Origin of the sequence: Streptomyces sp. NPDC015346, from assembly GCF_043078785.1 — a bacterium.
In the GTDB taxonomy this organism is placed as follows: domain Bacteria; phylum Actinomycetota; class Actinomycetes; order Streptomycetales; family Streptomycetaceae; genus Streptomyces.
This window is the reverse complement of sequence record NZ_JBIBTW010000004.1, coordinates 539,917-565,124: the sequence shown is the minus strand read 5'-3', so window position 1 is coordinate 565,124 and position 25,208 is coordinate 539,917. Positions and strand designations below refer to the sequence as shown.

Genomic DNA, 25,208 nt, shown 5'->3' with positions numbered 1-25,208 from the left:
TCTAGTGGCGGAAGAAGATCCGGTCGCGGTACTCGTTCATCACACGCCCGTTCCACTCGTGGCCGCCGTCCACGTTGCCGGAGCGCAGCAGCGGCGGCTCGATGCCGAGGCGGACCATCTCCTCGGCCGCCGCGGCCATCACGGCCTGCATCAGGGCGCTGGTGACGACCGTGGAGGCCGGGGCGAACGGCGCCTCGATCCCCTCGTGGGTGAGTTCCGCGTCCCCGACGGCGATCTTGGAGTCGAGGACGATGTCGCAGTGGTCCTTCAGGAAGGTCCCCGAGACGTGCCGGGGCTTCGTCTCCGTCGCGTACGCCACCGACGTCACGCCGATCACGGTGAGGCCGAGCGCCCGCGCGTTCATCGCCATCTCCACGGGCAGGGCGTTGCGGCCGGAGAGCGAGACGATGATCAGTACGTCTCCGGCCTTGGCGGGCGAGGAGTCGAGGACCGCGCCCGCGAGGCCGTCCACCCGTTCCAGGGCGGAGCCGAGTGTGGCGGGCATGACGTCGACGCCGACGACGCCGGGCACCGCGAGCAGGTTCATCAGGGCGAGTCCGCCCGCCCGGTAGACGACGTCCTGGGCGGCCAGCGAGGAGTGTCCGGCGCCGAAGGCGAAGAGGCGGCCGCCGGCGGCGACGGCTTCGGCGATCGCGGTGCCGGCGGCGGCGATCTCCTCGGCGTCCTCGTCGCGGACCCGCCGCAGCAGGCCGATGGCGGCGTCGAAGAACTGCCCGGCCAGCTTGGACTCGCGCGCGCTGTCGCCCATTCCCGAAGCTCCTTCTCGCTGGTGTCGCGGATCACGGTGCGGTCTGGACCATTGCTCTGTCAATACCGCCCTGTCCGGGCGCGGCACGGTTGTCGGTGGGATGCGTCAGAATTGGTGCAGGGCCAGCGCACGACTCATCGAGGGGCACGTATGTCCGGACTGATCGACACCACGGAGATGTATCTCCGCACCATCCTCGAGCTCGAAGAGGAAGGCGTGGTCCCCATGCGCGCCCGGATCGCGGAGAGGCTCGACCAGAGCGGCCCCACGGTGAGCCAGACGGTGGCCCGGATGGAGCGTGACGGCCTGGTGACCGTGGCGGGCGACCGTCATCTCGAGCTGACGGAGGAGGGCCGCCGTCTCGCCACGCGCGTGATGCGCAAGCACCGGCTCGCCGAGTGTCTGCTCGTCGACGTGATCGGCCTGGAGTGGGAGCAGGTCCACGCGGAGGCCTGCCGCTGGGAGCACGTGATGAGCGAGGCCGTGGAGCGGCGCGTTCTCGAGCTGCTGCGGCACCCGACGGAGTCGCCGTACGGCAATCCGATCCCGGGTCTGGAGGAGCTGGGCGAGAAGGCCGAGGCCGAGGCGTTCCTGGACGACAGCATGGTGTCGCTGGCCGAGCTGGACCCCGGCCAGGAGGGCAAGACGGTGATCGTCCGCCGGATCGGTGAGCCGATCCAGACGGATGCCCAGCTGATGTACACACTGCGGCGGGCGGGCGTGCAGCCCGGTTCCGTGGTGAGCGTGACGGAGTCGGCGGGCGGCATCCTCGTCGGCAGCAGCGGCGAGGCGGCCGAGCTGGACGCCGACGTCGCGGCGCACGTCTTCGTCGCGAAGCGCTAGACGGAGCGCCGGACCGAGCGCCGGACCGGGCGCCGGGCCGGGCTCCAGGGCGGTGTTCCGGGCGGGGCCGTCAGGCCCTTCGGCCCCCGACAGCGGAACCGCCGCCCTTCCGTGCCGCTCAGTGCCGCCCCGTGCCCGCCCCTTCCGTGCCGCCCCTTCCGTGCCGTCCCTTCCGTGCCGTGGTAGTGCGCCGTCGCACTCCGCGGCCCGATTTACGGCGGAATCACCACGCTGCCACCCCTCGGCGTGCCAGTCTTGGTTCAGCCGTACGGCCGGGGAGGGTGTGCGATGCAGGCGTCCGGGGTGGTGCGTCTTCAGGCAGAGGGCCCCGGCGCCCATGGGCGCCGGGGCCTGTCCTCCCCTGTGCTGACCCGGAGCCCCGAGCTCCCAGGGTCATTCCCTCGGACCGTTTTTCCCCGAGCGGTCCGCCTCCCGCTGAAGATCTCCCCTCGGCGGCGCGCGTCAATCCTTGAGCGCTGTCACTCGAACGAGGGGTGTTACGCGGCAGAACCGCATTTTCGAATACAGGTTCGATAGTCTGGCGCAGCTCGACACGCTCGACACGCTCGATGGGAAGAGGGGGTGCCAGGGAAATGGTCCGACGTCTCGACGTGACCGGAGCCGACGGCGTACGCCTGGCTGCCTGGGAGTTCACGGAGCAGGGGCAGAGGCAGGGGCAGGGAAAGGCCCGCGTGCCGGCCCGCCGGGGAGGGGATCGCGATCCCCAGGCGCGGGCCGGGAGCTCCGCGGTGTTACTGCTCCACGGCCTCATGGGGCGCGCCTCCCACTGGGCCCCCACCGCCCGCTGGCTCGCCGCACGCCACCGGACGGTCGCGCTCGACCAGCGGGGTCACGGCGGCAGCGACAAGCCCGCCGCGGGACCCTTCACCCGCGAGGCGTACGTCGCCGACGCCGCCGCGGCGATCGAGCAGCTCGGCCTCGGGCCGGTCACCCTCATCGGCCACTCCATGGGCGCACTGACCGCCTGGCAGCTCGCCGCCGAGCGGGCGGACCTGGTGCGAGCCCTGGTCATCTGCGACATGCGGGCCTCGGCGCTCGGGGCGGCCTCGCAGCGCGAGTGGCAGGACTGGTTCCGCCGCTGGCCCGTGCCCTTCGCCTCGCTCGCGGACGTACGGAAGTGGTTCGCCGAGGACGACCCCTGGCTCGAGCGGCCGAACCCGGCCCGCGGCGAGTTCTTCGCCGAGGTGATGACCGAGGGCCCCGACGGCTGGTACCCGGTCTTCGATCCCGCCCAGATGCTGACCTCCCGCGCCACCTGGGTCCACGACGCCCACTGGGACTCCCTCGCCCAGGTCCGCTGCCCCACCCTCGTCGTCCGCGGCCTGGACGGCGAACTGGGCCGCGCGGAGGCCCAGGAAATGGTCCGCGTCCTCCCCCACGGGGCCTACGCCGAGATCCCGGACGCCGGCCACCTCCTCCACTACGAACGCGCCCACGCGGACTCCTGGCGCGCCGCGATCGACCCCTTCCTGACCGGCGTCCTCACGTCCTGACGTCCTGAGGCCCTGACCGAAGTCGCGGGCGGAGCGACGGCTACCGTACGCCTGTACATATGGCGGCGCGTGGAGCGTTCAGAACGTCCGCACGCGCCGGGTCAGGGAGGGGAACGTATTGCGCACCACTTTTCTGAGAGGTCTGGCCACGGTAGTGAGCCTCGCCTCTCTCGGCGTTCTCGGCGCGGCCGCGACGCCCGCCCAGGCCGCGGCCGGCGACTGCCCGACGGGCTACTTCTGCGCCTGGAAGAGCGAGAGCGCCACGGGGGAGATGTACAAGACCAACACCAGCAGGGCGACGCTGGGCACGTGGGACAACAAGTTCCGCTCGTACACCAACCGCACGTCGATGTACGCCTGCCTCTACGAGGACGCGAATTACGGCCTCGGGAACGGCTACGCGAGGGCGGAACCCGACAGCCCGGGCGAGTGGTCCGCCGGTCCCACGGCGTCGATCAGCTCGCTGAAGTTCGTCCGCACCGAGCGGGAGTGCGGCCACCCGGCCTACCCCCGGTGGTACGCGGAGACCGCGCCCAAGGCGGCGGGCTTCGGTGACATGAACGCCGACCGGAAGGCCGACGTCCTGGTCCGGGACAAGGTTGGCCGCCTCTGGTTCCTCCCCGGCGACGGCACGGGCCGCATGGTCGGGAGCGGTGGCTGGAACGGCATGAACGCCTTCACCCGGCACGGCGACCTGAGCCGTGACGGCCGGGAGGACCTGCTCGCCCGCGAGGCGTCCACCGGAAAGCTGTGGCTCTACCCCGGCACGGGCTCGGGCGCCGTCGGCGCGCGCAAGCTGCTCGGCAGCGGCGGCTGGAACGCCATGAACCGGATCACCGCCTTCGGAGACCTGACCGGAGACGCCCGAGCGGATCTCCTCACGGTCGAGAAGTCCACCGGGAAGCTCTGGCTCTACCCCGGCACCAGTACGGGTGGCCTCGGCGCCCGCAAGCTCCTGGGCAGCGGCTGGAACGGCATGAACGCCCTCGTTCCGGCGGGGGACATGAACAGCGACGGCCGAGCCGACCTGGTCGCCCGCGAGGCGTCCACCGGAAAGCTGTGGCTCTACCCCGGCAGGGCCGGATACTTCGGGGGCCGCGTCCTGATCGGATCCGGCGGCTGGAACGCCATGGACTCCTTCATCGCCGTCGGTGACTTCACCGGCGACGGCCGTGCTGACCTGGCCACCGTCACCAATGACCGTTACACCATCGACGGAAGCCCCGGACACTTGGGCTGGCTCGTCACGTACGCCGGTCGCGGTAACGGCGCGCTGGCGTCGGGCACGCGCTCCGACGGCGAGTGGTGGGGCCTGAACGGCGCCTTCTGAACCACCGCGTGCAGAGGCCCCCACCCTGTGAAGGGCGGGGGCCTCTGCGCGAGACGGCCCCCGCGCGGGGGAGTGTCAGAGCGGCACGGTACGGTGCCTCCGCGGCGCGTCGAGGACCTCTCCGCGCCGTCTCTGGGAGGGAATGAATGCGCGCAACTCTGCTGCGGCGCGTGGCCGCGGCGGCCACGACGCTGGGGCTCACCTCGCTCGCTCTGCTCGGCGCGGGCGCGCCGGCGCAGGCCGCGGCCAGCGACTGCCCGTCGGGTTACTTCTGTGCCTGGAAGACCGACGACGCCAGCGGCACGATGTACAAGACGAACGTGAACGCGGCGACGCTGGGCACCTGGGACAACACGTTCCGCTCGGTCTCCAACCGCTCGTCCAAGTTCGTCTGCCTCTACGACGAGCCGAACTACGGCGAGGGCGGCAACGGCGCCGGTGTGATGGAGCCCGACCCCGCGGGCACCGAGTGGGGCGGCCCCGGAAGCGACACCGTCAGCTCCGTCAAGTTCGTCACCGCCGAGCGGGACTGCGTCCTGCCGCCGTACCCGGAGTGGTACTCCGAGCCGTCGCCGAAGGCGGCGGGCTTCGGTGACATGAACGCCGACAAGCGTGCGGACGTCATGGTCCGGGACAAGGCGGGGCGCCTGTGGTTCCTGCCCGGTGACAACTCGGGGAAGCTCGTCGGCACGGGCGGCTGGAACGCCTTCAACGCCCTCATCCGGCACGGCGACTACAGCGGTGACGGCCGAGAGGACGTGATCGCCCGCGAGACGGCCACCGGAAAGCTGTGGCTGTACCCCGGCACCGGAACCGGCACGCTCGGCAGTCGCAAGCTGATCGGCACCGGCGGCTGGAACGCCATGAGCCGGATGATCGGCTTCGGCGACCTGAACGGCGACAGCCGCTCGGACTTCATCGCCGTGGAGAAGTCCACCGGCAAGCTGTGGCTCTACCCCGGCACCAGCGCGGGCACCCTCGGTCCCCGTGTGCTCCTGGGCAGCGGCGGCTGGAACGGCATGAACGCCCTGATCGGCGCGGGTGACATGAACGGCGACGGCCGTAACGACCTGGTCGCCCGCGAGGCCTCCACCGGCAAGCTCTGGTTCTACCCGGGCAAGGTCAGCGCCTTCGGGGCCCGCGTCATGATCGGCTCCGGCGGCTGGAACGCCATGGAGACGATCCTCGGTATCGGTGACTTCACCGGCGACGGCCGCAACGACATCGCCGCCATCAGCAACGTCAACTACTCCAGCGACGAGTGCGGGGCGGACGGCTGCCTGGTCAAGTACGCCGGCACCGGAACCGGCGGCGTGCAGCCGGGTGGGGTGTACGCCGTGGACTGGTGGGACCTGAACGGCGCCTTCTGATCCAGCGGTAGCGCGTCGAGGGCCTCTACCCCCCGGGGGTGGAGGCCCTTACGCGTCAGGGCTGCTGGGCGATCGGGGTGCGGATGTCGTCGCGTATCTTGCGGGTCTCCGCCGCCGCCAGTTCGAGTGAGTCGGCTGCCGGGGTGAACCCGATCGCGACGGTGGTGTTGTCGTCGCCCCAGGCGCACACGGTCCGTTGGTCCACCGTCGTGCAGCGGAACCCGACGTCCGAGCCGGTGACGCTGATCGTTCGGGCCGGCTCGCTGACGTTCTCGTTGCCCGATACGGTCATGGCATCGATCAGGGCGTCTCGCTCGAGCTCGGGGAACAGGTACCGACCGGATGAGCCGTATACCTCCACCTTCTGGAACTCGGGCGCCTCACCGGTGCCGACGTACGTGGCGGAGTGGTGCAACTCGTCCCTCTGACCCCACCTGTCCGGCTGCGGGTCCGTGAAGTTGGTGCCCTCGGGGTCGCGCCGGTAGGCGCCCGCCGCCAACGTGTCGGGTGTGGTGAGCTCGTACGTGGCCTTGGGAAAGCTGGAAACGTAGATGCCGTAGCCCGCGCCTCCGAGCACGACCAGGGCCCCGGCCACAGCGGCAGCGAGCCGTCCCCTGCGCTTCCCCGCCGGTGCGGCAGCCGGCGTGGCAGTCGGCCCGACAGTCGGTGCGGCACTCGCCGCGGCTGCCCGCCTGGCGGTCTGCGTCGGCGCGGCGGACACGGCCGGGGGAGCCGGCATGGTCGGCGTGTACCCGGCCGCATCGGGCGTCGGCGTCTGGACGGCGGTGTCCGGCGCGAACAGGTCCAACAGCCCCTTCGGCGTAGGCCGTTGTGCCGGGTCCTTGGCCAGACAGGCGGCGACCACCGGACGCAGGCCCTCAGGCACGGCCGACAGGTCCGGCGGCTCGTGCACGGCCCGGTACATCAGCATCACCGGGGTGCCCTCGCCGAACGCGTCACCGCCGGCCGCCGCGACCAGCACCGCGCCCAGCGCGAACACATCGGCCGCGGCGCCGACTTCGAGACCCTGAGCCTGCTCGGGGGCCAGGAAACCAGGCGTGCCGAAGGCCGCTCCGGTGGAGGTCAGCCGGGTCGACTCCAGGGCCCGGGCGATACCGAAGTCGAGGACCCGGGGGCCGTCGTCGGCCATGATGATGTTGCCCGGCTTGAGGTCGCGGTGAATGAGGCCGCAGGAGTGGATGGCCTGCAGTGCCTCCGCCAACGCCGCGCCGAGCAGCCGCAGTCGGGCCTCGTCCATCGGACCTTCTGCGGCGAGCAGCCCCGACAGCGTCGGCCCCGCGATGTAGGCGGTCGCCAGCCAGGGCGCCGCCGCGTCCGGGTCGGCGTCGACGACCTGCGCGGTGTGGAACCCGCCGACCCTGCGGGCGGCTTCGACCTCCGCGCGGAACCGGGCCCGGAAATGCGGATCCGCGGCCAGCTCGGGGCGGGCCACCTTGACGGCCACGGTGCGTCCACCCCGGGAACGGGCCAGATACACCGTCCCCATGCCGCCCGCGCCCAGCTCACGCTCCACGGTGTAATCGCCGATACGCTCCGGCAGGTCCACGCCGTCCCCCCACGCCCCCGTTGGAATACCACGGGTCAGTATGGCCGACCCTCGAAGCGGAGGATCGATGGGAGCGAAATCGATGCGAAGAGCATCGGAAGAGGATCGATGCGAGAGGCGTACAAGACGAGGCCAAGGAGGCGTACCCACTCCTTGCCACTCTTAACGTATAGCGCACAGGGGGCCTTGCGGCAAGGCCCCCGTCATGCCTCAGAATCACTCGCCTCAGGCCAGGACCTGCGGAAATGGGGATTCAAGACGTGCGTGTGACGACCAGTGTGTTCGACCTTCCCGGGCGTCTCGCGGCCAAGGCCGACGCGAAGCTGATCGCCGGCGACGAGCAGCACTTCGCCGCCATCGCCGAGAGCCTCGACCAGGCGATCGCCGAACTGTCCGACCGGCTCGACGCCGTGCGCAAGGCGCCCGGTGGCGTCGGCCGGGAGGCGATGGAGCGGGACATGGAGGTCCATCGGCTGACCGCTCGGCTGCGGGCCCTGCGCCGCTTCGGCCTTGACCTGTGTCTCGGGCGCGTGGTCGGCGCCGACGACCCCGAGCCGGTCTACATCGGGCGGCTCGGGCTCACCGACAGCGAGGGGCGCCGGCTGCTGCTCGACTGGCGTTCCCCCGCCGCCGAGCCGTTCTTCGCGGCGACCCACGCCAACCCGATGGGTCTGGCGAGCCGCCGCCGGTACCGCTGGACCCGGGGGCGGATCAGCGACTACTGGGACGAGGTGTTCACCGCCGACGGGCTCGAAGGGCACGCGGCGCTCGACGACCAGTCCGCGTTCATCGCGAGCCTGGGCAGCGAGCGTTCGCCCCGCATGCGGGACGTGCTCGCCACCATCCAGGCCGACCAGGACGCCATCATCCGGGCGGGGTCCCGTGGCGCTCTCGTCGTCGACGGCGGCCCCGGTACGGGAAAGACGGTCGTGGCGCTGCACCGTTCCGCGTACCTCCTCTACTCCGACCCGCGCCTCGGCCACCGTCGCGGCGGCGTGCTCTTCGTCGGTCCGCACCAGCCGTACCTCGCCTACGTCGCCGATGTCCTGCCCAGCCTCGGCGAGGAGGGCGTGCGGACCTGCACCGTGCGGGACCTCGTCCCGGAGGGTGCGGCGGCGGGGAGCGAGAGCGATCCGGAGGTGGCGCGCCTGAAGTCGTCCGCCGACATGGTGAAGGCGATCGAGAAGGCCGTCAGGTTCTACGAGACGCCACCCACCGAGGGGATGGCGGTCACGACCCCGTGGTCCGAGGTCTGGCTGAGCGCCGACGACTGGGCCGAGGCGTTCGAGGCGGTGGAGCCCGGCACTCCGCACAACGAGGCGCGGGACCAGATCTGGGAGGAGCTGGTCACGATCCTGATGGACAAGCACGAGGGCGAGGTCTCGCCCGACCTGTTCCGCAAGGCGCTGCTGCACGACGAGGAGCTGGTCGGGACCCTGGGCCGCGCCTGGCCGCTGCTTGAGGCGGCCGACCTGGTCGGTGACTTGTGGTCCGTACCCGCCTACCTGCGGATGTGCGCTCCCTGGCTGAGCCCCGACGAGGTGCGCCGGCTGCGGCGCGCGGACGCCCAGGCCTGGACGGTGTCCGACCTGCCGCTCCTGGACGCGGCCCGGCAGCGGCTCGGCGACCCGGAGGCGTCACGGCGCAGGCGTCGGCAGGAGGCGTCTCTGGCCGCCGAGCGTGAGCGCATGGCCGGGGTCATCGACAACGTGCTCGCGGCCGACGACGACGGCGAGGGCGCGGTGACGATGCTGCGCGGGCAGGACCTGCGGGAGAGCCTGGTCGACGAGACCGTGCTGCCCGCCGCCGATCCGGAGCCGCTGGCCGGCCCGTTCGCGCACATCGTCGTGGACGAGGCGCAGGAACTCACCGACGCGGAGTGGCAGATGCTGCTGCTCCGCTGCCCGTCCCGCAGCTTCACCATCGTCGGCGACCGCGCGCAGGCCCGGCACGGGTTCACGGAGTCGTGGCGGGAACGGCTGGAGCGGGTCGGGTTCGACCGTATCGACGTGACCTCGCTGAGCGTCAACTACCGCACCCCGGAGGAGGTCATGGCGGAGGCCGAGCCGGTCATCCGCGCGGTGCTGCCGGACGCCAACGTGCCGACCTCCATCCGCGCGAGCGGCATCCCCGTCGTCCACGGGGCGGTCGAGGAGCTGGACTCGGTCCTGGAGGCCTGGCTTGACGCGCACGAGGACGGGACCCTCTGCGTCATCGGCACGGGTGACATCGGAGAGGGCACGTTCCGGGAGAGGCCCCGCGTGCGTTCGCTGACACCGGAGCTGTCGAAGGGGCTCGAGTTCGACCTGGTCGTCCTCGTCGACCCGGAGTCGTTCGGCGAGGGCGTCGAAGGAGCGGTCGACCGCTATGTCGCCATGACGAGGGCGACCCGGCAGCTCGTCGTCCTCACCTAGGGGTGTCCCCCTGGGCGCCGAGTGCCGCCCAGGTCGCGGGCAGACGCGCGGGCCCCCACCCGAGGGCGGGGGCCCGCGCCGCTTCCGAGGGGACGGCCTCGGAGTTCTCGGTGGCCGGAGCCAGAAGGGGTGGCCGGGGTCAGAAGGAGAGGACGGTGCTCTCGGCGACCTTCGACCGCATCTCGCACGGGTTGCCGTACGTGGCCGACCAGCTGATCCGCCGGCCCTCCCACACGCCGTCACCGGTGACCGTGACCGGGTCCCACTCGCGCGTGCAGGGGCGGTCGGCCGGTAAGGCGGCGAGCCGGGCCAGGTCGCCGTCGGCGGCGGCCAGTTCGGCGCAGGCCTCGGCGGGCGACGGGTGGCTGCCTCCCGGCAGCGGCGCGCACTCCAGGGTCACCGCGCGCTGGACCGTGGCGGTCGCGGCGGACTCCCCCTGGCCGACCGTCAGCACGATCGCCGACGGTGGGTAGAGGGAGGCCGGCTGGGCGGCGGGCTCGGCGTACGCGCTGCCCGTGAGGGCGGTACCGACGAACGCGAGGCCGGTCGCGGTGGCGACGGCGGTGGCGGCACGTGTGCTGCGGAGGTAACGCACGAAATAACTCCTTTTCGGATGCGGGTGCGATTGCGGAAGGGAGTCTTGTCGGAGCTGAGCGTGATCGCACATCCGCCGCTGTTTTCCGGCCGCTCCCGTTCCGTATCGCTCCCGCGACCCCGACCGACTGGTCGTTCGGGCAGTTGAGGAGGGGTGTGCCCCGCCGCCCCAGCTTCCCCGGCGGCGAGGAACTCCTCAGTGGTACAAGCTCGAACGACCATCTGACCTGCGACTTCCGAAAATTGGTTCACCCCTGGAACATTTGTCGCACCGCCCGGTCGACCGGAAGGCCACGGTTCGGACCGGCCGCCCGGCCGCCCGGCTACTCCCAGGCGGCCGCGCCCCGCAGGAGGTTGTGGTCCGACATGTTCGGCGTCTTGCCCATGGCGTCGCCCTGCACGAGCTTGAAGTGGTCCGCCGAGACGAAGATGTAGTCCAGCTTCCCGTTGGGGTGCGTCGTCTCTCCGGAGCGGCAGTACGTGCCGGTGCAGCCGGGGGTGAAGTAGTCCCGGTCGGTCTCGTCGACCTCGCCGTAGCGGCCCGTCCCGCCCTGGAACCCGTAGAACTCGCTCGTCTCGGGGCTCACCGGGGCCGCGTTGAAGTCGCCCGCCAGGATCACCGGCAGGGTCCCCGCCCACGCGTCGACCTGCGCGCGGACCGCCTTGGCCTGCGCCAGACGGCCGGCGTCGCCCTTGTGCGACAGGTGGGTCACGCAGGAGAGCGTCGGGCGCCCCTCGACCGCGCCCTTGGCGCAGAGCAGGCCTCGCGGGTTGCCGTCCTCCGGGTTGGCCGGCAGCGCCGCCCGAAGGCGCACCACGGAGTCGGTCCTGACGAAGACCGCCATCCCGATGCGTACGTCCGCGCCCCACTTGTCGCACCCCTCGGGCGCGGTGTTCCTGGCGTACCACGCGGGCGCGTAGCCGGTCAGCCGGTCGCGCAGGGCGGCGAACTGCCCGTAACAGACCTCGGTGAGCATGAGGGAGTCCGTGGACCAGTGGTCCATGGCGGTCTCGATCGTCGTGGCCCAGTCGTCCGGTGTGACACCGGTGTGCGCGCAGGAGGCGCCGCAGGCGTTGTAGGTCAGCATCCGCACGGAGGGCGCGGTCGACGGCGAGACGATGTCGGCCCGGGCGGCCGAGGACACTCCAAAGGTCATCAGCAGGACGGCGGCGGCGATCGCCGCCACCCGCCGGACGGCTCTGCGCGGGGAGGATACGGAAGGCTTGGACACGTTCACCGGGTCTTCCTGTGCGTCAGACGCGCCGGTACGGCGCACGATTGGCCGTCACAGTGTCGTCCAGGGGGCGGTGCACCGGCCTGCGGCACACCGCCCCCGCCCCCCGCCTCCCCGCTCAGCCCTTGCTGACCGCCGTCAGGATCTCCGGCAGCCGGCCCGCCGTCCGTGGCGCCGCCAGCTTCAGGCCCGCCCACGCGAGCAGCACGCCGTAGAGCGTGCCGCCGGGCAGCAGGAGCCACAGCAGGGACTCCTCGTCCGCGAGGTGGAGGTAGACCGTCGCCCCGATCACCGGCGCGCACAGCAGCGCCGCCGCGAGCATGCCGCCGAGGATCGAGAGCCAGGCCAGACCGCCCTGCCCCGGAGCGACGTTCTTGTACGCGCTGTCCTGCGGGATCGAGTACGGGAAGGAGGCCGAGGCCACCGCTCCCGTCGCCAGCATCGCGCCGAGCAGGGCGAAGGCCACGCCCAACGCGTCCGGCAGCGACGACCAGTCGCCGAGGACCGCCGCCGTCCCCGCCGTCACCACGGCCGTGTACGGCAGCGTGATCACCAGCAGGGCGAGGGCGCGCGCCCGCAGCTCCGCGTACGCGTCCGCCGGGGTCGAGATCGTCTGCGCGACCATCCAGAACGCCGAGGTGTCCTGCCCGAACTGGTTGTACATCTGGATGCCGAGCATGCCCGAGGCGAAGCACGCGAAGTAGACCGAGCCGGTGCCCTGGAAGGCGTTGAAGATCGGCACGATCGCCCCGATCGCGAGCGAACTGATCCACGCGGCCTTCGTCTTCGGGTCACGCCACACGTAGCGCAGACTGCGCTCCATCACCGTGCCCGTACGCCCGCCCGGCAGCAGCCGGGCCAGCAGACCCGTACCGCTCCGGTCGCGCGCACCGGACGCGGAGGCGGCGCCGATCGTCGAGCCGTCCGGCGTCGTCATCAGCTTCACCAGGCTCCGCTGCCACCAGTACACGAGCGCCGCCAGGGCGGCCGCGGTCAGCAGCAGTCGCGCCGCCGCGACCGCGTAGTCGCCCTCGTTCGCCGAGTCCACCGCCGCGATCGCCGAGGCCGGCGGCAGCCAGCCGACGACCGCCGCCGCCGGTTCGAGGGAGGAGAGGCCGCCGGCCCGGCTGAGCCGCTGGGCGCCGAAGTTGACCAGCTGGATGCCGACCGCGATGACCAGACCGCTCAGGACGGCCAGGTCACGGCCCTTGCGCGAGGTCAGCAGCCGTACGTTGGCCGCCGCGACCGCCCGCGAAAGCGCCACGCACACCAGGACCACCAGCGGCACCGCCACCACCGCCGCGACGACACCCGCCGCGCCCCGCGCCAGCGCGAGGCCACCCGCGCCCAGCGCTATGCAGACCGTGAACAGGGGCCCGATGCCGATCAGCGAGGCGACGAGCAGCGCCCGCACCAGGGGCCGGGGCCGCAGCGGCAGCATCACGAGCCGGGACGGGTCGAGCGTCTCGTCCCCGCCCGGCACGAACAGCGGCATCACCGCCCACGAGAGCGCGAGCACGGCCGTCAGCAGCACCGCGATCGAGTCCGCGGCCGCGCTGCCCCGCATCAGCACGAAGGCGAGCAGCATGGCCGCCGCGAAGACGGCCGTGACGACGATCGAGGTGACGTACACGGCGGTACGGCCCGCCGACTGCCGCAGTCCGTTGCGCAGCAGCGACAGCTTGAGCCGTACGAAGACGGCGGTGAGGGAAGGGGACGCGGGGGACCCCGGGGAAGCCGGGGACGCGGAAGGGGCCGGGGACTCCGGGGTGGCCGTGGTCATCGGGCGCCGCCTCCGCCCAGCCAGTCCAGCGAGTCCCCGGCGGCCTCGCGGCCGCCCGCGCCCACCAGTTCCAGGAACGCGGCCTGCAGCGACGGCGCGTCGCCCCGTACGGACGCGAGCGGGCCCTGCGCCCGGATCGTGCCGGCGGCCATCACCGCGACCCAGTCGCACAGCGACTCCACCAGCTCCATCACATGGCTGGAGAAGACGACGGTCGCGCCCGAGCCGGTGTAGCGCTCCAGGACACCGCGGATGGTCTGCGCCGACACCGGGTCGACACCCTCGAACGGCTCGTCGAGGAAGAGGACTTCGGGGTTGTGCAGGAGCGCCGCCGCGAGCCCGATCTTCTTGCGCATACCGGTCGAGTAGTCCACGACCAGCTTGTTCTGCGCGCCCGCCAGGTCCAGGACGTCGAGCAGCTGGTCGGCGCGCTTGTCGACCTCGGCACCGGGCAGCCCCCGCAGCCGCCCGCTGTACGCGAGGAGTTCACGGCCCGAGAGCCGCTCGAAGAGCCGCAGTCCCTCCGGCAGGATCCCGATCCGGGCCTTGACCTCGGCGACCGACTCGGGGTCGCGCCACACGTCGTGCCCGGCGACCAGGACCCGCCCGTGGTCCGGCCGCAGCAGGCCGGTGATCATGGAGAGGGTGGTGGTCTTGCCGGCGCCGTTGGGCCCGACGAGCCCGATGAACCTGCCCGCCGGAAGGACGAGGTCGATGCCGTTCACCGCGATCTGCTGCCCGAAGCGCTTCCACAGCCCCTCGACGCGGACGGCGGGCACCGCACCGCCGTCCGGTGCGTCGCCCGCCATGTCGTACGTTCCGTCAAATGCCTGGTCAGGCATGTCCCGTCAACCCCTTGGTGGTCCCCGTATCGGTACGGCCACACCCTAAGGGGCACGTGTCGGGGGTGGCCTACGGCCTGCGGGACCTCGCGGCCGCCGCCTCCCGGCCGCAGGCGTACGCGAGGGGACTGATCAGCTCCTCCGCGTCGGGCAGCCAGCGGTTCGCCGGAGTGGGCCGCCGCGCCCACTGCACGGCCCCCTGCCCGCCGACCCGGGTGGGCGGCGCCGCGACGTAGTGGCCCTCGCCCCGCGTGATCAGGTCGATGGAGGCCGGGGCCCAGCCCAGCTTGCGGACCAGGTCGGGGACCTTGGTGGCGGCGCCGGGCAGGACGAAGAAGAACATCCGGCGGTCCGGGGCGCAGGTCACCGGGCCGAGCGTCAGCTCCATGCGCTCCATCCGGGCCAGCGCCAGGAAGCCGGCCGACTCCGGCACGTCGATCGCGTCGAAGGTACGGCCCGTCGGCAGCAGGATCGAGGCCTTGGGCTGCTTCGACCACATGCGCCGCGCCCCGACGGCGCTCCCCGTCGCCTGGGTCGACCAGTCGGGCCTGGCCGGGTGCGCGCCGGGCGTGGCACAGCTCTCGACCCCGCAGGAGCAGCGTTCCCTGCCCTCCACGGCCTCCAGCCAGGTGCCGGGGAACACGTCCCAGTGCCGCTCTTCCGCATACCGCACGGCGCAGTCAAGCAGCTGCTCTCCTCGCTGCTTGGGGATGTGTGCGGCTTCCGTGACTCCCATGGTCTCTTCCACGGTGAACTCAACTCCCGCCGTCACCTGGGGTTACGGGCGGGGTGAAGAGCGGTGTGGCGCATCGATCCTGCATGGCGGGGCGCATGGGTGCACGGACGGGGGCGCGCGTGCGGCCGGGGAGCGGCGGAGGGGTAGCCACACGTGGGGGATCGGCCACCGGACCGTGGTCGAAGCGTCCGGTTTCGCGTGTTCACATCGGCATTGACCGGATATCCACCGGGCAGTGATCAGTTCTCTCGCCCGCACACCGGCCTCAGGGGGTACTTCATGGCGGCCAGACCACTCGTCGCTCGTCAGCCGAACGAAAGACTGCAGGCGCTCATCCAGGAGGCGGGGTGTTCCAACGCCGGCCTCGCCCGCAGGGTGAACATGGTCGGCGCGGAGCGCGGCCTCGACCTGCGGTACGACAAGACGTCGGTCGCGCGCTGGCTGCGCGGGCAGCAGCCGCGCGGCCGGGCGCCGGGGATCATCGCCGAGGCGCTGGGCCGGAAGCTGGGCCGGACGGTCACGATCGACGAGATCGGCATGGCGAACGGCAAGAACCTGGCCGCCGGGGTCGGGCTGCAGTTCGCGCCGACGGTGCTCGGCGCGATCGAGCAGGTCTGCGAGCTGTGGCGCAGCGACGTGGGGCGCCGGGACTTCCTCTCCGGTTCGACGGTGGCGGCCTCCGCCCTCGTCGAGCCGAGCCGGGACTGGCTGATCACGGGCGCGGACGCGCAGGTGGCCCGGTCGGCCGGGGCGCGGGTGGGCCGCTCGGACGTGGCGGCGGTCCGGGCGATGACCGAGGCGCTGGTCGACCTGGACCGCAGGTTCGGCTCCGGGCACGTCCGGCCGGTGGTGGTGCACTACCTCAACAGCGTGGTCGCCGGGCTGCTTTCGGGGTCGTACCGCGAGGCGGTCGGCCGACAGCTGTTCGCGGCGGTGGCGCGGCTCACGGAGCTGGCCGGATACATGGCGGTGGACACCGGACAGCCGGGGCTCGCCCAGCGGTACTACATCCAGGCCCTGCGCCTCGCGCAGGCGGCGGGCGACCGGGGGTACGGCGGGTATGTGCTCGCGGCCTCGATGAGTCATCTCGCCGCCCAGCTCGGAAACCCCCGGGAGATCGCCCAGTTGGCGCGGGCGGCGCAGGAGGGGTCGCGCGGGCGGGTCTCACCGCGGGCCGAGGCGATGTTCTACGCGGCGGAGGCCCGGGGGCACGCCCTGCTCGGGGATGCCCACTCCTTCGCGGCGGTCGCGGGCCGTGCCGTAAGGGCCCTTGAGCAGGCCGATCCGGAGTCGGGCGACGACCCGGAGTGGATCGCGCACTTCGACCACGCCTATCTCGCGGACGAACTGGCTCACTGCCACCGCGACCTCGGGCAGGCGGAGGAGGCGGCCCGGGCGGCCGAGGAGTCCCTGGACGGTCATCCGCCCACCCGCGCGCGGCGCCGGGCGATCGGCCTGGTCCTGCTCGCCTCGGCGCAGGTCCAGCGGCGGGAGGTGGAGCAGGCCTGCCACACCGGCACGCGGGCCCTGGAGCTCCTGGCGACGCTGCGGTCCTCGCGCGGGGCGGAGTATCTGGACGACCTGAAGGAACGGCTGGCGCCGTACGGACGGGAGCCCGCGGTCCAGGAGTTCGGGTCGCGCCTGGCGCTGCACGCGGCGTGAGGGAGTGAGGAGTCGCCCCGGCCCGGAAGGAGGTGTGTCGGCAGGGTGGTGGCGGGCGGGTTCGTCGTGGGTCTGTAACCGGTCTCACACGTGTGTGCGCGGCGCCGGACGCACCCGGTAGCGTGAACCGACGATTCCGTAGGTCCATCAGTAGGAGTCCCGGTGACGCAAAGCGGACAGGGTCCGGAGCCGCAGTATCCGGCGGTGCGGCCCACGCACGAAGGTGTCGTGCTGCCCGCCGAGGGTGGCGTGGAGACCGGCCCGGCCGCAGGCCCGGCCGGAGGGCAGCCGTGGGGCGGCGCCTGGGGCCCCAGCGGGGCGCCGCAGGGGCAGGGTGCGCAGCCCCTGCCTCCGGCGCAGCCGCTGCCGCCCGAGACCGTGCCGGGCGGCGCCTCGGACATGCAGGCGACGCAGTACATCGCGCCCGTCCCGCCGCAGAGCGCGCCGCAGGCCGCCGGTCCCGGGCCGCTGCCCGGGCCGATGCCGGGCTCCATACCCGGCGCGTACCCGCCGCAGGGCGGGTACGGCTACCCTCCGGCCGCCGCCGACATGCAGGCGACCCAGCACATCCCGCCCGTCGCCCCGCAGGGCGGTTCGGACACCCAGTTCCTCGGCACCGGGCCGCTGCACCAGCAGGCCGCCTCGGCCCAGCAGCCCGTACCCGGTCAGCAGCCCGCCGGCGCCTCCGACGCGACGCAGTACATCGCTCCCGTACCGCCGCAGATGCCCGGGGAGCGGCAGCCGCCCGCGGAGTTCGACAACCTCTTCCGCAGCGACGCGACGCAGCACATGCAGCAGCCGCCGCACATGGCGCAGCCGCCCCGGCAGCCGCAGCAACAGGGCTACCCGCAGCAGCAGTTCGCCCCCCACACTCCACACCCGCACACGCCTCCGCCGCAGCCGTCGCCGTTCCAGGACGCCTATCCGCAGGACGGCTACCAGGACGGGTACGACGACGCTCCCGCGCCGCGCCGCAAGTCGCCCGCCGTGCTGATCGCCGCCGTCGTCGTCGGCTGCGCGATCGTCGGCCTCGGCGCCGGGGCGCTGCTCAGTGGCAAGGACGAGGACAAGGACAAGGACCCGGGCCAGACCGTGGCGGCCAGTTCGAGCGCCCCCGTCGACACCTCGACCGAGAAGCCCGCGGACCCCGCCGAACCGCAGGCGCAGGCGCTCGACAAGCTGCTCGCCGACAGCAACAACAGCCGTGAGGCGGTGATCCGTTCGGTCGAGGCCATCAAGCAGTGCAAGAACCTCGACCAGGCCGCCGCCGATCTGCGCGGCGCCGCCGAGCAGCGCCGCGGTCTGGTGACCCGGCTGCAGGGCCTGACGGTCGACAAGCTGCCGCGGAACGCGGCGCTGTCGGCCTCCCTCACCAAGGCGTGGCAGGCCTCGGCGTCCGCCGACGACCACTACGCCGCCTGGGCCGACCAGATGAAGGGCAAGAAGGCGTGCAAGGGCGGCAAGGCCCGGAGCACCAACCACGCGGTCGAGGCGCACAAGAAGAGCGGCGAGGCCACGACCGCCAAGAAGGAGGCGGCCGCGCTGTGGAACCCGACCGCCGAGAAGTACGGCCTGCCGAAGCGGACCCCCACGCAGCTGTGACCGCGTAGGGCCGTAGGGCCTCAGGTCAGTGACCGGCGCCGGCCTTGACCGCTTTCGTGGCGAAGTAGCCGGAGAGCCAGCCGGCGGTGGCCTCCGAGTGGTGCGGTGCCTCGGCGAAGCCGGTGATGGCGAAGCCCGCCGCGATCTGCCCGGCGATCTGCTCGGTGAGCGTGTGGCTGTACTCCACCGGCGCGTCGAGGCCCCACAGCCGTTCCCGCTCGGCGGGCTCCAGGTGGGTGAGGTCGCTGTAGGGCAGGCGGTGGCGCACCACCAGCTCGCCGCGCGCCTCCAAGGACTCGGCGTCGAAGAGGTAGACGTCCGGGTTGAGGAAGCCGGACAGCAGCGTCCCGCCGGGGCGCAGCACGCGGTGGCACTCGCGCCAGACCGGCCCCAGCTCCGGGATGAACAGGTTGGAGACCGGGTGGACGACAAGGTCGAACGAGGCGTCCGGGAACGGGCTCAGGTCGCGCGCGTCGCCGAGCACGGTGCGTAGGTCGAGCCCGTCCCGCGCCGCGACCATCTCGTCCTGCGCCAGCTGGCGGGGCGAGTTGTCGAAGACGGTCACCCGCGCGCCCGCCGCGGCCAGCACCGGACCCTGCTGTCCGCCGCCGGAGGCGAGGCAGAGCACGTCGCGACCGGCGATCTCCGGCGGGAACCAGGTCGGGTCGACCGGCTCGTACCCGATCAGGACGATGGACCACTGGCCGGCCCGCGCCTTCGCGATCACCTCGGGGCCGACCGGGCGTGACCACTCGTTGCCCGCCTCCACCTCGCGGTCCCAGGCGAGGCGGTTGTGCGCGACGGGGTCGACGGGAGTCTGGCTCATACGCCGTACCGTAGTCGCACGGGATCCAAGGCGCCGCCGATCGACAGGCCTTCAGGGGGCGGTGAGGACGGTTTCGCCTACGTCGACGAAACCGGGCTTCTGGGCCACGAGCCGCCCCTGGCGGACCACTTGGAAGGTCACCTGGTGGTTGACGATCCTCGGGAAGCGGGGGGCGCCGAGCATGTCCTCGTACCGCCAGCGCAGTTCGGGCGTGAGGCCGCCCGTGTCGATGGTGACCCCCCGGTCGAGGGCGTGCGAGACGGCGCCCGCCGTGATCGTGTCCCGGTCGAGCGACTCGATCACCTTCTTGAGGACGGTGTACGCGATCCAGGTCGTCTGCACGCCCGCGTCGGCCGGGTCGACCCGGTTGTCGGCGAACGCGTGCCGCTGGATCACCTTGCGCATCGGCGCCCACCGCGCGTCGTTCGCCTCCGGGTACCAGCCGGTGACGTACGCGCCCTCGAAGGGGCTGCGCGCCCCGCCCGTACGGTCGATGACGGGCTGGCTGACGCTGCCGAGCACGGAGGAGATCCGCACGGCGTCGACGCTGTCGTCGTCCGTGTTCCTCTCGTCCTCGGGCTCGGGCTCGGGCAGGCGGCGGAAGGAGTCGAAGAACGTCTGGGTGCGCTCGCCCAGGACGGCGGCGACGCAGCCGTCCTCGCGGCCGGCCTTGGTCCGCGCCCGGCCCGCCTGCTGGGTGTACTCACCGGCGTCCTCGACCGCCGGGATGTCGGTGGCGCCGCCGTGCCGGCTCTTGCGCAGGCCGGAGTTGAGGAGGTCGGGCAGCTTGTCGCCGGCCAGGGTGTCGGGCCGGACGAGGGAGACCTTTCGGCAGGACTCGGCGAGCTGCATGCCGTGGCCGGCCATGAGCGAGGCCTGGCCGCCGTTGACGGGATAGGAGAGCGGGCTGGTGAACTCGTCCTCGGAGATGCCGTAGCCGCCGATGTACGGGATGCCCGCCGCCTCCAGGGGCGCCATGAAGGCGCGCCCGTTCTGGCTGTAGGAGCCGACGACGGCGACGACCTTCTCGCGGACGGCCCGGCGGGCGCAGGCCGCGGCGCCGGCGGAGGTGTTCTGTTCGTTGCAGGTGAGGATGCGGAGCTCGTGGCCGTCGATGCCGCCGGACGCGTTGGCCCAGCGGGCGTAGGCCTGGGCCATGGCGGGCATGCCCGGCATGTTGGTGGCCCGCGTGCCGTCGGGGGCCCAGGTCATCACCGTGACGGGCTCCCTGGATCCCCCCGTGGTCCCAGGGAGCACGCCGCAGCCGGTGAGCAGCGACGCCCCGGCCGCCGCCGTCGTGACACATGCGAGGAGTGAGGTCAGTCGCCTACCGGTCATGGGCATGCACAATTCCGCCTCACGGGTAACGCGGGAGTGAGCATGGTTCAACGCTGGGTGACGCGCAGGTGAATTACGGGGGCCGGTCGGCGGGCCGGTTCGGGGAACGTACGATCGAAACGTGTCCAGTCCTGTCTCCGGTTCGGTGAACTCTTCCCGTCGCGGCCGTCGCTCCTCCACCATGGGCGACATGCCGCTCAACGACATGCCGTGGTGGCGCTGGCGCAGCAACGTGCGCTCGGCGCTGCACATGCTCTCCGACCCCGGGTTCCACGAGACCACCTGGCTGGCCGGTCACGACGGGTACGGCGACGTCACCGACGCCGTCTACCGCCTCGTCGAGGACACCTGGCTGGACAACTGGTCCGCCGAGAAGTACGTCGGCACGATATTCCGCGACTCGGGCGAGGCCGCCCTGGTGGACGTGGCCGTGCTGCGCGTGCTGCGGATCATGCACCAGGTCGGTCCCGACGCTCCGTTCTCCGCCTACATGGAGCACCACGGGTGGCCGGAGGCCGTACGGGCCGCCCGCGAGGCACACGTACGGATGGCGTCGGCGGACGGCGAGGACCCGGACACGCCCCCGCGCTCGCTGGACGTGCTCCGTATCATGACGCGGTCCGCCTGACGGACGGGGGCCCTGACCGCCCGGCCGGATATGGCACCCTACGAGGATGACTGACCAGTACGTCCTCACGCTCTCCTGCCCGGACAAACAGGGCATCGTGCACGCCGTGTCGAGCTATCTCTTCATCACCGGCTGCAACATCGAGGACAGCCAGCAGTTCGGAGACCGGGACACGGGTCTCTTCTTCATGCGGGTGCACTTCTCGGCCGAGGCCCCGGTCACCGTGGAGAAGCTGCGGGCGAGCTTCGCGGCGGTGGGCGACTCGTTCGCGATGGACTGGCAGATCAACCGCGCCGACGAGCGCATGCGGGTCGTGCTGATGGTGTCGAAGTTCGGGCACTGCCTGAACGATCTCCTCTTCCGCTCCCGGATCGGGGCGCTGCCGGTCGACATCGTCGCGGTTGTCTCCAACCACACGGACTTCGCGGAGCTGGTGGGCTCGTACGACATTCCGTTCCGGCACATTCCGGTCACCAAGGAGAACAAGCCGCAGGCCGAGGCCGAGCTGCTCGACCTGGTGCGCGAGCAGAAGGTCGAGCTGGTGGTCCTCGCCCGCTACATGCAGGTGCTCTCCGACGACCTGTGCAAGCAGCTGTCGGGCCGGATCATCAATATCCACCACTCCTTCCTGCCGAGCTTCAAGGGCGCCAAGCCCTACCACCAGGCGCACGCGCGCGGCGTGAAGCTGATCGGCGCGACGGCCCACTACGTGACGGCCGACCTCGATGAGGGCCCGATCATCGAGCAGGAGGTCGAGCGGGTCGGCCACGAGGTCACCCCCGACCAGCTGGTGGCCATCGGCCGCGACGTGGAGTGCCAGGCACTGGCCCGCGCGGTGAAGTGGCACGCGGAGCGCCGCATCCTGCTCAACGGCCGCCGGACCGTCGTCTTCACGTAACTCACGTAGCTCACATAACTCGCGTAACGCCTGTCACAGCCTGCTGAGCGAGGCCGCCGCGAAGAGGACGTCCCGGATCGCCTCGCGGTCGCCGTCCTGCCCGGCGGCGGCCTCCTCCGGCGGGACATGGCCCGCGACGAGCTGGCAGAACTCGACGCCGTCCATCGCCACCTGGGCGACCGCCCGGTCCGGGGAGCCGACGGCGGCCGGGGAGTCCAGGGCGATGTACCAGTGGCCGCCACCCGAGCCCTCGACCTCCAGGTGGAGCGAGCGGCCGGGGGCGCCCGCCGCGACCAGATGGCGCGGTGGGGCGGCGAGACCCGCGCGGCGCCGGCCGGCCAGGGCCGCCGGGAGCAGCCGGGCCGCCAGGTCGATCATGCCGTGCAGATGGGCGCCGCTCGGCGGCTCGTACGGATACGCCACCGCGTGCGCTATGTCGTCCGCGTGCACCCAGCACTCGAAGGCCCGCTCGAGGAGCGAGTCCCGCATCGGCAGCGCGAAGTCCCCGTACGTCACCGTCAGGTCCGCGACACCGCGTCCCGCGAACGACACCGTACGGATCAGCGTGTGGCTCTGGTCGCGCCACGGCTCGCGCACCGCGCGCGTCGGCGGATGGTCCGCGCCCTGCCAGTACGCCTCCGTGCGCTCCGCCGGCGACGCCTCTCCCATCCCCGGGCCCAGCGGGTCGTCCAGGCCGAGCGCCGTCGACACCAGGCCGTCCACCGTCATCAGGTGCCCGATCACCCCGGCGACGGTCGTCCTGCGGCTCGCCGGCCGCTCGGCCTCGAACCACTTCAGGCGCACCGGGGCGTGCCACTCCGACTCGCCGATGTCCCGCAGCAGCGCGTCGAGCCGGGCCGTCTCGGCGTCGTACGGACACGCCCAGTCGGGCACCGGGATACGGGCGGGGCGCCGGCCCAGGCAGTTCTCCAGGACGCGGGAGCGCAGCAGCGGGTCGAGGTCGAGGTCCCGGTCGGCGTGGAGCAGCCCGACCGCGTCCCGCAGCCGCAGCGCCTCGTCCGCGCACGGGGCGCACTCGGTGAGATGGGCCTCGACGGCCTGTGTCTCCTCCGCCGAGCAGGCGGACAGCGCCCAGGCCCCGAGGAGGGACTTGAGCACAGCGTGCGACGGAGGCACGGGGGCCGAGGGAGGCGTCGGTTCCTCGGCGCGCGCCGGCTCGTCGACCCGCGCCGGCGTCGGTTCCTCGACCCGCGCCGGCTCGTCGGCCTCTGCCCGCGTCGGGTCCTCCGTCTCCACGGGCCGTACGGGCTGTACGGGTTCCTCCGGCCGCGTCCCCGCCGCCGACAGGTTCGCGTGGTCGTCCGCCGCCCACCGGGGGCCCGGTATCCAGGGAGCGCGTGCGACCTCCTCCGGGTCGCCGTTCGCCCCGCTCACCACGCGCGTCCGGGGCCGGGCGGTGAGGACCCCTCCAGCGGGCGGGTGTTCGCCGTCGACAGCAACTGCAGCCCGAGCCGCAGCCTCCGCCGCGCCTCGTCCTCCGTCACCCCGAGATCCGCCGCCGTCTGGCGGTAGTCGCGCCGCTGGAAATAGGCCAGTTCCAGAGCGGCGCGCAACGGCGCGGGCATCGACGTCACGATGTAGTCCGCGCGGGCCGCGACCGAGGCCCGGCGGACCTTCTGCTCCAGCTCCTCCGCCGAGCCCTTACCGGTCTCGGCGTACGCCGTCGCCTCCGTCTGCCGCAGCCGGTGGACGGCCTGGCGCTGGGTCAGCCGGGCGATCCAGGAGCGCAGATTGCCCTGCTTGGGGTCGTACGCGTCGGGGTTCTCCCAGATGTAGCCGAACACCTCGCGGGTGACCAGGTCGGCGGCGCTCTCGTCGTCGAGCACGCGGTGGGCGAGGCTGTGCACGAGCGACGCGAAGCGGTCGTACAGCTCTCCGAGCGCGGCGGCCTCACCGCGCGCCAACCGCTGCTGCATCCGGCGGTCCCAGCGCGGTGGTGTGTCCTTCGCCATACGAAGCCCTCCCACGTGCTCTTCGGCGCTCTCCAGTGCTCTTCGGTGGCCCTCCGGTCCGAGTCCACTGTCCAAAGTAGTGCGCCCCACCGACAGCGCACTCTCCTTTGAGGCAAGTACGCCCCCAGGAGACCGCGGGTGGTAGGGAAAGCGCCACCTTTCACGCGAGGGGTTTGGTTCCGCGGTCGCGGGGCAGCGGGAGGGGACAGGAAGCACAGCCTCCGTTTCGAAGGGCGCGATCTGTGACGCTCCATGTCGGCGAAGACGAGCAAGGCCCCTGGACCGTGCTGCATGTCCGGGGCGAACTGGACCTGGTGAGTTCGCCCCTGGTCCGCAGACGTGTGCACGACGCCGTCGCCGGCGGCCGTCACGACGTGGTCCTCGATCTCGCGGGCGTCGAGTTCTGCGACTCCAGCGGGGTGGGCGTGCTGATCGCCTCCCGCCGTCTGATGCGCTCCTGCGGCGGTCGGCTGCGCCTCGTCCTGCCCGCGCGCGGCGCCCTGGAGGGCTCGCACGTCAACCGGGTCCTGGCCGCGCTCGGCGTCCGGCGGCTCTTCGACGTGTACGCGGACGCCGCCGACGCGGTCGACGAGCGGGCCCGGCCCCTGCCGGTGGAGTGCCTCGCCGGGCAGACGGCGTCGGTCCCCGAGCAGCCCTCCCCCTCGCGAAGGCTGGCCGCTCCGCCCCTCTCGGCATAGCGGGCCTCCGCGTCGTAAGGTCGCGCACATGGAGCCCATGGAACCCGAGCAGGAATCGGAACAGCCGCCCGAGCAGCTCTACCGGCGCCGGATCGCCTCCCGCTTCGCCGCGTTCGACCAGGACGGTGACGGGACCATCTCGCGCGAGGACTTCACGACGGCGGCGAAACGGCTGCTGACCGAGTTCGACACGTCCTTCCGCTGCGACAAGGGCCAGGCGCTGGTGACCGGCGCCGAGGCGTTCTGGCAGGGCATGGCGGGGATCGCCGACATCGACGGCGACCAGCGCGTCAGCCAGCAGGAGTTCGTCGGCGGCGCGGTCAAGCGGCTGCACGACCACCCCGACCGCTTCGCCGAGATCGCCCGCCCCTTTCTGCACGCCCTGCTGGTCCTCGCCCCCACCCGGCCCGAGGTGGAACGCGCGCTGCGCGCCCTCGGGATCGCCCCGGAGGCGGCGGCGCTGAGCGCCGCCTCCCTGCCGACCGACGACGCGGGTGCGGTCGAGGAGGAGGCGGCCGTGACGGCGTTCGCCCGCTACTTCATGACGGAGGAGCCTTCATGACGGAGGAGCCTTCATGACGGAGGA

General features: G+C 72.3%; 21 protein-coding genes and 1 pseudogene. 11 read left to right on the top strand and 11 right to left on the bottom strand.

The window, feature by feature from the left end:
• Position 1 precedes the first annotated feature (1 nt).
• Positions 2-769 (bottom strand): SIS domain-containing protein, encoded by a 768-nt coding sequence (locus tag ACF06X_RS17715; RefSeq protein WP_392288168.1) that lies wholly within the window; start codon positions 767-769, stop codon positions 2-4.
• A 150-nt stretch (positions 770-919) separates the two neighbouring features.
• On the opposite strand from ACF06X_RS17715, the gene ACF06X_RS17710 reads away from it, so the two are divergent.
• The 4 genes from ACF06X_RS17710 to ACF06X_RS17695 all read left to right on the top strand — a co-directional run bounded on the left by ACF06X_RS17710 (position 920) and on the right by ACF06X_RS17695 (position 5,826).
• Positions 920-1,612 (top strand): metal-dependent transcriptional regulator, encoded by a 693-nt coding sequence (locus ACF06X_RS17710; RefSeq protein ID WP_392288167.1) that lies wholly within the window; start codon positions 920-922, stop codon positions 1,610-1,612.
• Positions 1,613-2,205: 593 nt separating this feature from the next.
• Entirely contained in the window at positions 2,206-3,126 is a 921-nt protein-coding gene (locus ACF06X_RS17705) for an alpha/beta fold hydrolase (protein ID WP_392288166.1), read from the top strand.
• 118 nt (positions 3,127-3,244) lie between these two features.
• Positions 3,245-4,456 (top strand): FG-GAP-like repeat-containing protein, encoded by a 1,212-nt coding sequence (locus ACF06X_RS17700; RefSeq protein ID WP_392288165.1) that lies wholly within the window; start codon positions 3,245-3,247, stop codon positions 4,454-4,456.
• 146 nt (positions 4,457-4,602) lie between these two features.
• Complete coding sequence (locus tag ACF06X_RS17695) at positions 4,603-5,826, top strand: FG-GAP-like repeat-containing protein (protein WP_392288164.1); 1,224 nt, start codon at positions 4,603-4,605, stop codon at positions 5,824-5,826.
• Between the two features lie 55 nt (positions 5,827-5,881).
• On the opposite strand, the gene ACF06X_RS17690 is transcribed toward ACF06X_RS17695, so the two are convergent.
• A complete protein-coding gene (locus ACF06X_RS17690) occupies positions 5,882-7,393 on the bottom strand; it encodes a serine/threonine-protein kinase (protein ID WP_392288163.1) in 1,512 nt (503 codons plus the stop codon).
• 245 nt (positions 7,394-7,638) lie between these two features.
• Between ACF06X_RS17690 and helR the strand changes: the two genes are divergently transcribed.
• On the top strand, positions 7,639-9,807 hold the full coding sequence (gene helR, locus ACF06X_RS17685) for an RNA polymerase recycling motor ATPase HelR (RefSeq protein ID WP_392288162.1): 2,169 nt from the start codon (positions 7,639-7,641) through the stop codon (positions 9,805-9,807).
• 139 nt (positions 9,808-9,946) lie between these two features.
• On the opposite strand, the gene ACF06X_RS17680 is transcribed toward helR, so the two are convergent.
• From ACF06X_RS17680 to ACF06X_RS17660, 5 genes are all read right to left on the bottom strand, one after another.
• Positions 9,947-10,402: a subtilase-type protease inhibitor gene (locus ACF06X_RS17680; protein WP_392288161.1), complete on the bottom strand. Its 456-nt coding sequence runs from the start codon at positions 10,400-10,402 to the stop codon at positions 9,947-9,949.
• A 322-nt stretch (positions 10,403-10,724) separates the two neighbouring features.
• Complete coding sequence (locus ACF06X_RS17675) at positions 10,725-11,639, bottom strand: endonuclease/exonuclease/phosphatase family protein (RefSeq protein ID WP_392288160.1); 915 nt, start codon at positions 11,637-11,639, stop codon at positions 10,725-10,727.
• A gap of 115 nt (positions 11,640-11,754) precedes the next feature.
• Positions 11,755-13,419: a transporter gene (locus tag ACF06X_RS17670; RefSeq protein WP_392288159.1), complete on the bottom strand. Its 1,665-nt coding sequence runs from the start codon at positions 13,417-13,419 to the stop codon at positions 11,755-11,757.
• Positions 13,416-14,261 carry an ABC transporter ATP-binding protein gene (locus tag ACF06X_RS17665; protein WP_392288158.1) on the bottom strand — a complete coding sequence of 282 codons (846 nt, stop codon included), beginning with the start codon at positions 14,259-14,261 and terminating at the stop codon, positions 13,416-13,418. Before ACF06X_RS17665 ends, ACF06X_RS17670 begins: the two co-directional genes overlap by 4 nt.
• 70 nt (positions 14,262-14,331) lie before the next feature.
• Entirely contained in the window at positions 14,332-14,997 is a 666-nt protein-coding gene (locus ACF06X_RS17660; protein ID WP_392288157.1) for a bifunctional DNA primase/polymerase, read from the bottom strand.
• Between the two features lie 279 nt (positions 14,998-15,276).
• On the opposite strand from ACF06X_RS17660, the gene ACF06X_RS17655 reads away from it, so the two are divergent.
• Together ACF06X_RS17655 and ACF06X_RS17650 are read left to right on the top strand one after the other, a co-directional pair.
• On the top strand, positions 15,277-16,659 hold the full coding sequence (locus ACF06X_RS17655; protein ID WP_392288156.1) for a transcriptional regulator: 1,383 nt from the start codon (positions 15,277-15,279) through the stop codon (positions 16,657-16,659).
• Positions 16,660-16,821: 162 nt separating this feature from the next.
• The gene (locus tag ACF06X_RS17650; protein WP_392288155.1) at positions 16,822-18,261 is read left to right on the top strand and encodes a hypothetical protein; all 1,440 of its coding nucleotides are present in this window, start codon (positions 16,822-16,824) and stop codon (positions 18,259-18,261) included.
• 25 nt (positions 18,262-18,286) lie between these two features.
• Here ACF06X_RS17650 and ACF06X_RS17645 read toward each other — a convergent pair whose 3' ends face one another.
• Together ACF06X_RS17645 and ACF06X_RS17640 are read right to left on the bottom strand one after the other, a co-directional pair.
• Entirely contained in the window at positions 18,287-19,087 is an 801-nt protein-coding gene (locus ACF06X_RS17645) for a class I SAM-dependent methyltransferase (protein ID WP_392288154.1), read from the bottom strand.
• Positions 19,088-19,138: 51 nt separating this feature from the next.
• On the bottom strand, positions 19,139-20,425 hold the full coding sequence (locus ACF06X_RS17640; RefSeq protein WP_392288436.1) for an ABC transporter substrate-binding protein: 1,287 nt from the start codon (positions 20,423-20,425) through the stop codon (positions 19,139-19,141).
• A gap of 181 nt (positions 20,426-20,606) precedes the next feature.
• Here ACF06X_RS17640 and ACF06X_RS17635 point away from each other — a divergent pair, with 181 nt between their 5' ends.
• Positions 20,607-21,053, top strand: coding sequence for a hypothetical protein (locus ACF06X_RS17635; RefSeq protein WP_392288435.1), 447 nt, complete (start codon positions 20,607-20,609; stop codon positions 21,051-21,053).
• A gap of 46 nt (positions 21,054-21,099) precedes the next feature.
• Complete coding sequence (gene purU, locus ACF06X_RS17630; RefSeq protein WP_392288153.1) at positions 21,100-21,951, top strand: formyltetrahydrofolate deformylase; 852 nt, start codon at positions 21,100-21,102, stop codon at positions 21,949-21,951.
• A 33-nt stretch (positions 21,952-21,984) separates the two neighbouring features.
• Here the strand turns inward: purU and ACF06X_RS17625 are convergent, their stop codons facing one another.
• A complete protein-coding gene (locus ACF06X_RS17625; RefSeq protein ID WP_392288152.1) occupies positions 21,985-23,346 on the bottom strand; it encodes a zf-HC2 domain-containing protein in 1,362 nt (453 codons plus the stop codon).
• On the bottom strand, positions 23,343-23,924 hold the full coding sequence (locus ACF06X_RS17620; protein WP_392288151.1) for a sigma-70 family RNA polymerase sigma factor: 582 nt from the start codon (positions 23,922-23,924) through the stop codon (positions 23,343-23,345). The genes ACF06X_RS17625 and ACF06X_RS17620 overlap by 4 nt, the downstream gene beginning before the upstream one ends.
• 242 nt (positions 23,925-24,166) lie before the next feature.
• Here ACF06X_RS17620 and ACF06X_RS17615 point away from each other — a divergent pair.
• Together ACF06X_RS17615 and ACF06X_RS17610 are read left to right on the top strand one after the other, a co-directional pair.
• Positions 24,167-24,532 (top strand): annotated as a pseudogene (locus tag ACF06X_RS17615) (STAS domain-containing protein); the annotation flags it as partial.
• A 118-nt stretch (positions 24,533-24,650) separates the two neighbouring features.
• Entirely contained in the window at positions 24,651-25,184 is a 534-nt protein-coding gene (locus ACF06X_RS17610) for an EF-hand domain-containing protein (protein ID WP_392288150.1), read from the top strand.
• The last annotated feature ends 24 nt before the right edge of the window (positions 25,185-25,208 follow it).

Excerpts from the sequence above, each read along its gene's own strand:
- ACF06X_RS17715 (WP_392288168.1), bottom strand. The coding sequence starts at position 769 with ATGGGCGACAGCGCGCGCGAGTCCAAGCTGGCCGGGCAGTTCTTCGAC.
- ACF06X_RS17710 (WP_392288167.1), top strand. The coding sequence starts at position 920 with ATGTCCGGACTGATCGACACCACGGAGATGTATCTCCGCACCATCCTC.
- ACF06X_RS17705 (WP_392288166.1), top strand. The coding sequence starts at position 2,206 with ATGGTCCGACGTCTCGACGTGACCGGAGCCGACGGCGTACGCCTGGCT.
- ACF06X_RS17695 (WP_392288164.1), top strand. The coding sequence starts at position 4,603 with ATGCGCGCAACTCTGCTGCGGCGCGTGGCCGCGGCGGCCACGACGCTG.
- helR (WP_392288162.1), top strand. The coding sequence starts at position 7,639 with ATGGGGATTCAAGACGTGCGTGTGACGACCAGTGTGTTCGACCTTCCC.
- ACF06X_RS17670 (WP_392288159.1), bottom strand. The coding sequence starts at position 13,419 with ATGACCACGGCCACCCCGGAGTCCCCGGCCCCTTCCGCGTCCCCGGCT.
- ACF06X_RS17665 (WP_392288158.1), bottom strand. The coding sequence starts at position 14,261 with ATGCCTGACCAGGCATTTGACGGAACGTACGACATGGCGGGCGACGCA.
- ACF06X_RS17660 (WP_392288157.1), bottom strand. The coding sequence starts at position 14,997 with ATGGGAGTCACGGAAGCCGCACACATCCCCAAGCAGCGAGGAGAGCAG.
- ACF06X_RS17655 (WP_392288156.1), top strand. The coding sequence starts at position 15,277 with ATGGCGGCCAGACCACTCGTCGCTCGTCAGCCGAACGAAAGACTGCAG.
- ACF06X_RS17645 (WP_392288154.1), bottom strand. The coding sequence starts at position 19,087 with ATGAGCCAGACTCCCGTCGACCCCGTCGCGCACAACCGCCTCGCCTGG.
- ACF06X_RS17640 (WP_392288436.1), bottom strand. The coding sequence starts at position 20,425 with ATGACCGGTAGGCGACTGACCTCACTCCTCGCATGTGTCACGACGGCG.
- ACF06X_RS17635 (WP_392288435.1), top strand. The coding sequence starts at position 20,607 with ATGGGCGACATGCCGCTCAACGACATGCCGTGGTGGCGCTGGCGCAGC.
- purU (WP_392288153.1), top strand. The coding sequence starts at position 21,100 with ATGACTGACCAGTACGTCCTCACGCTCTCCTGCCCGGACAAACAGGGC.
- ACF06X_RS17620 (WP_392288151.1), bottom strand. The coding sequence starts at position 23,924 with ATGGCGAAGGACACACCACCGCGCTGGGACCGCCGGATGCAGCAGCGG.
- ACF06X_RS17610 (WP_392288150.1), top strand. The coding sequence starts at position 24,651 with ATGGAGCCCATGGAACCCGAGCAGGAATCGGAACAGCCGCCCGAGCAG.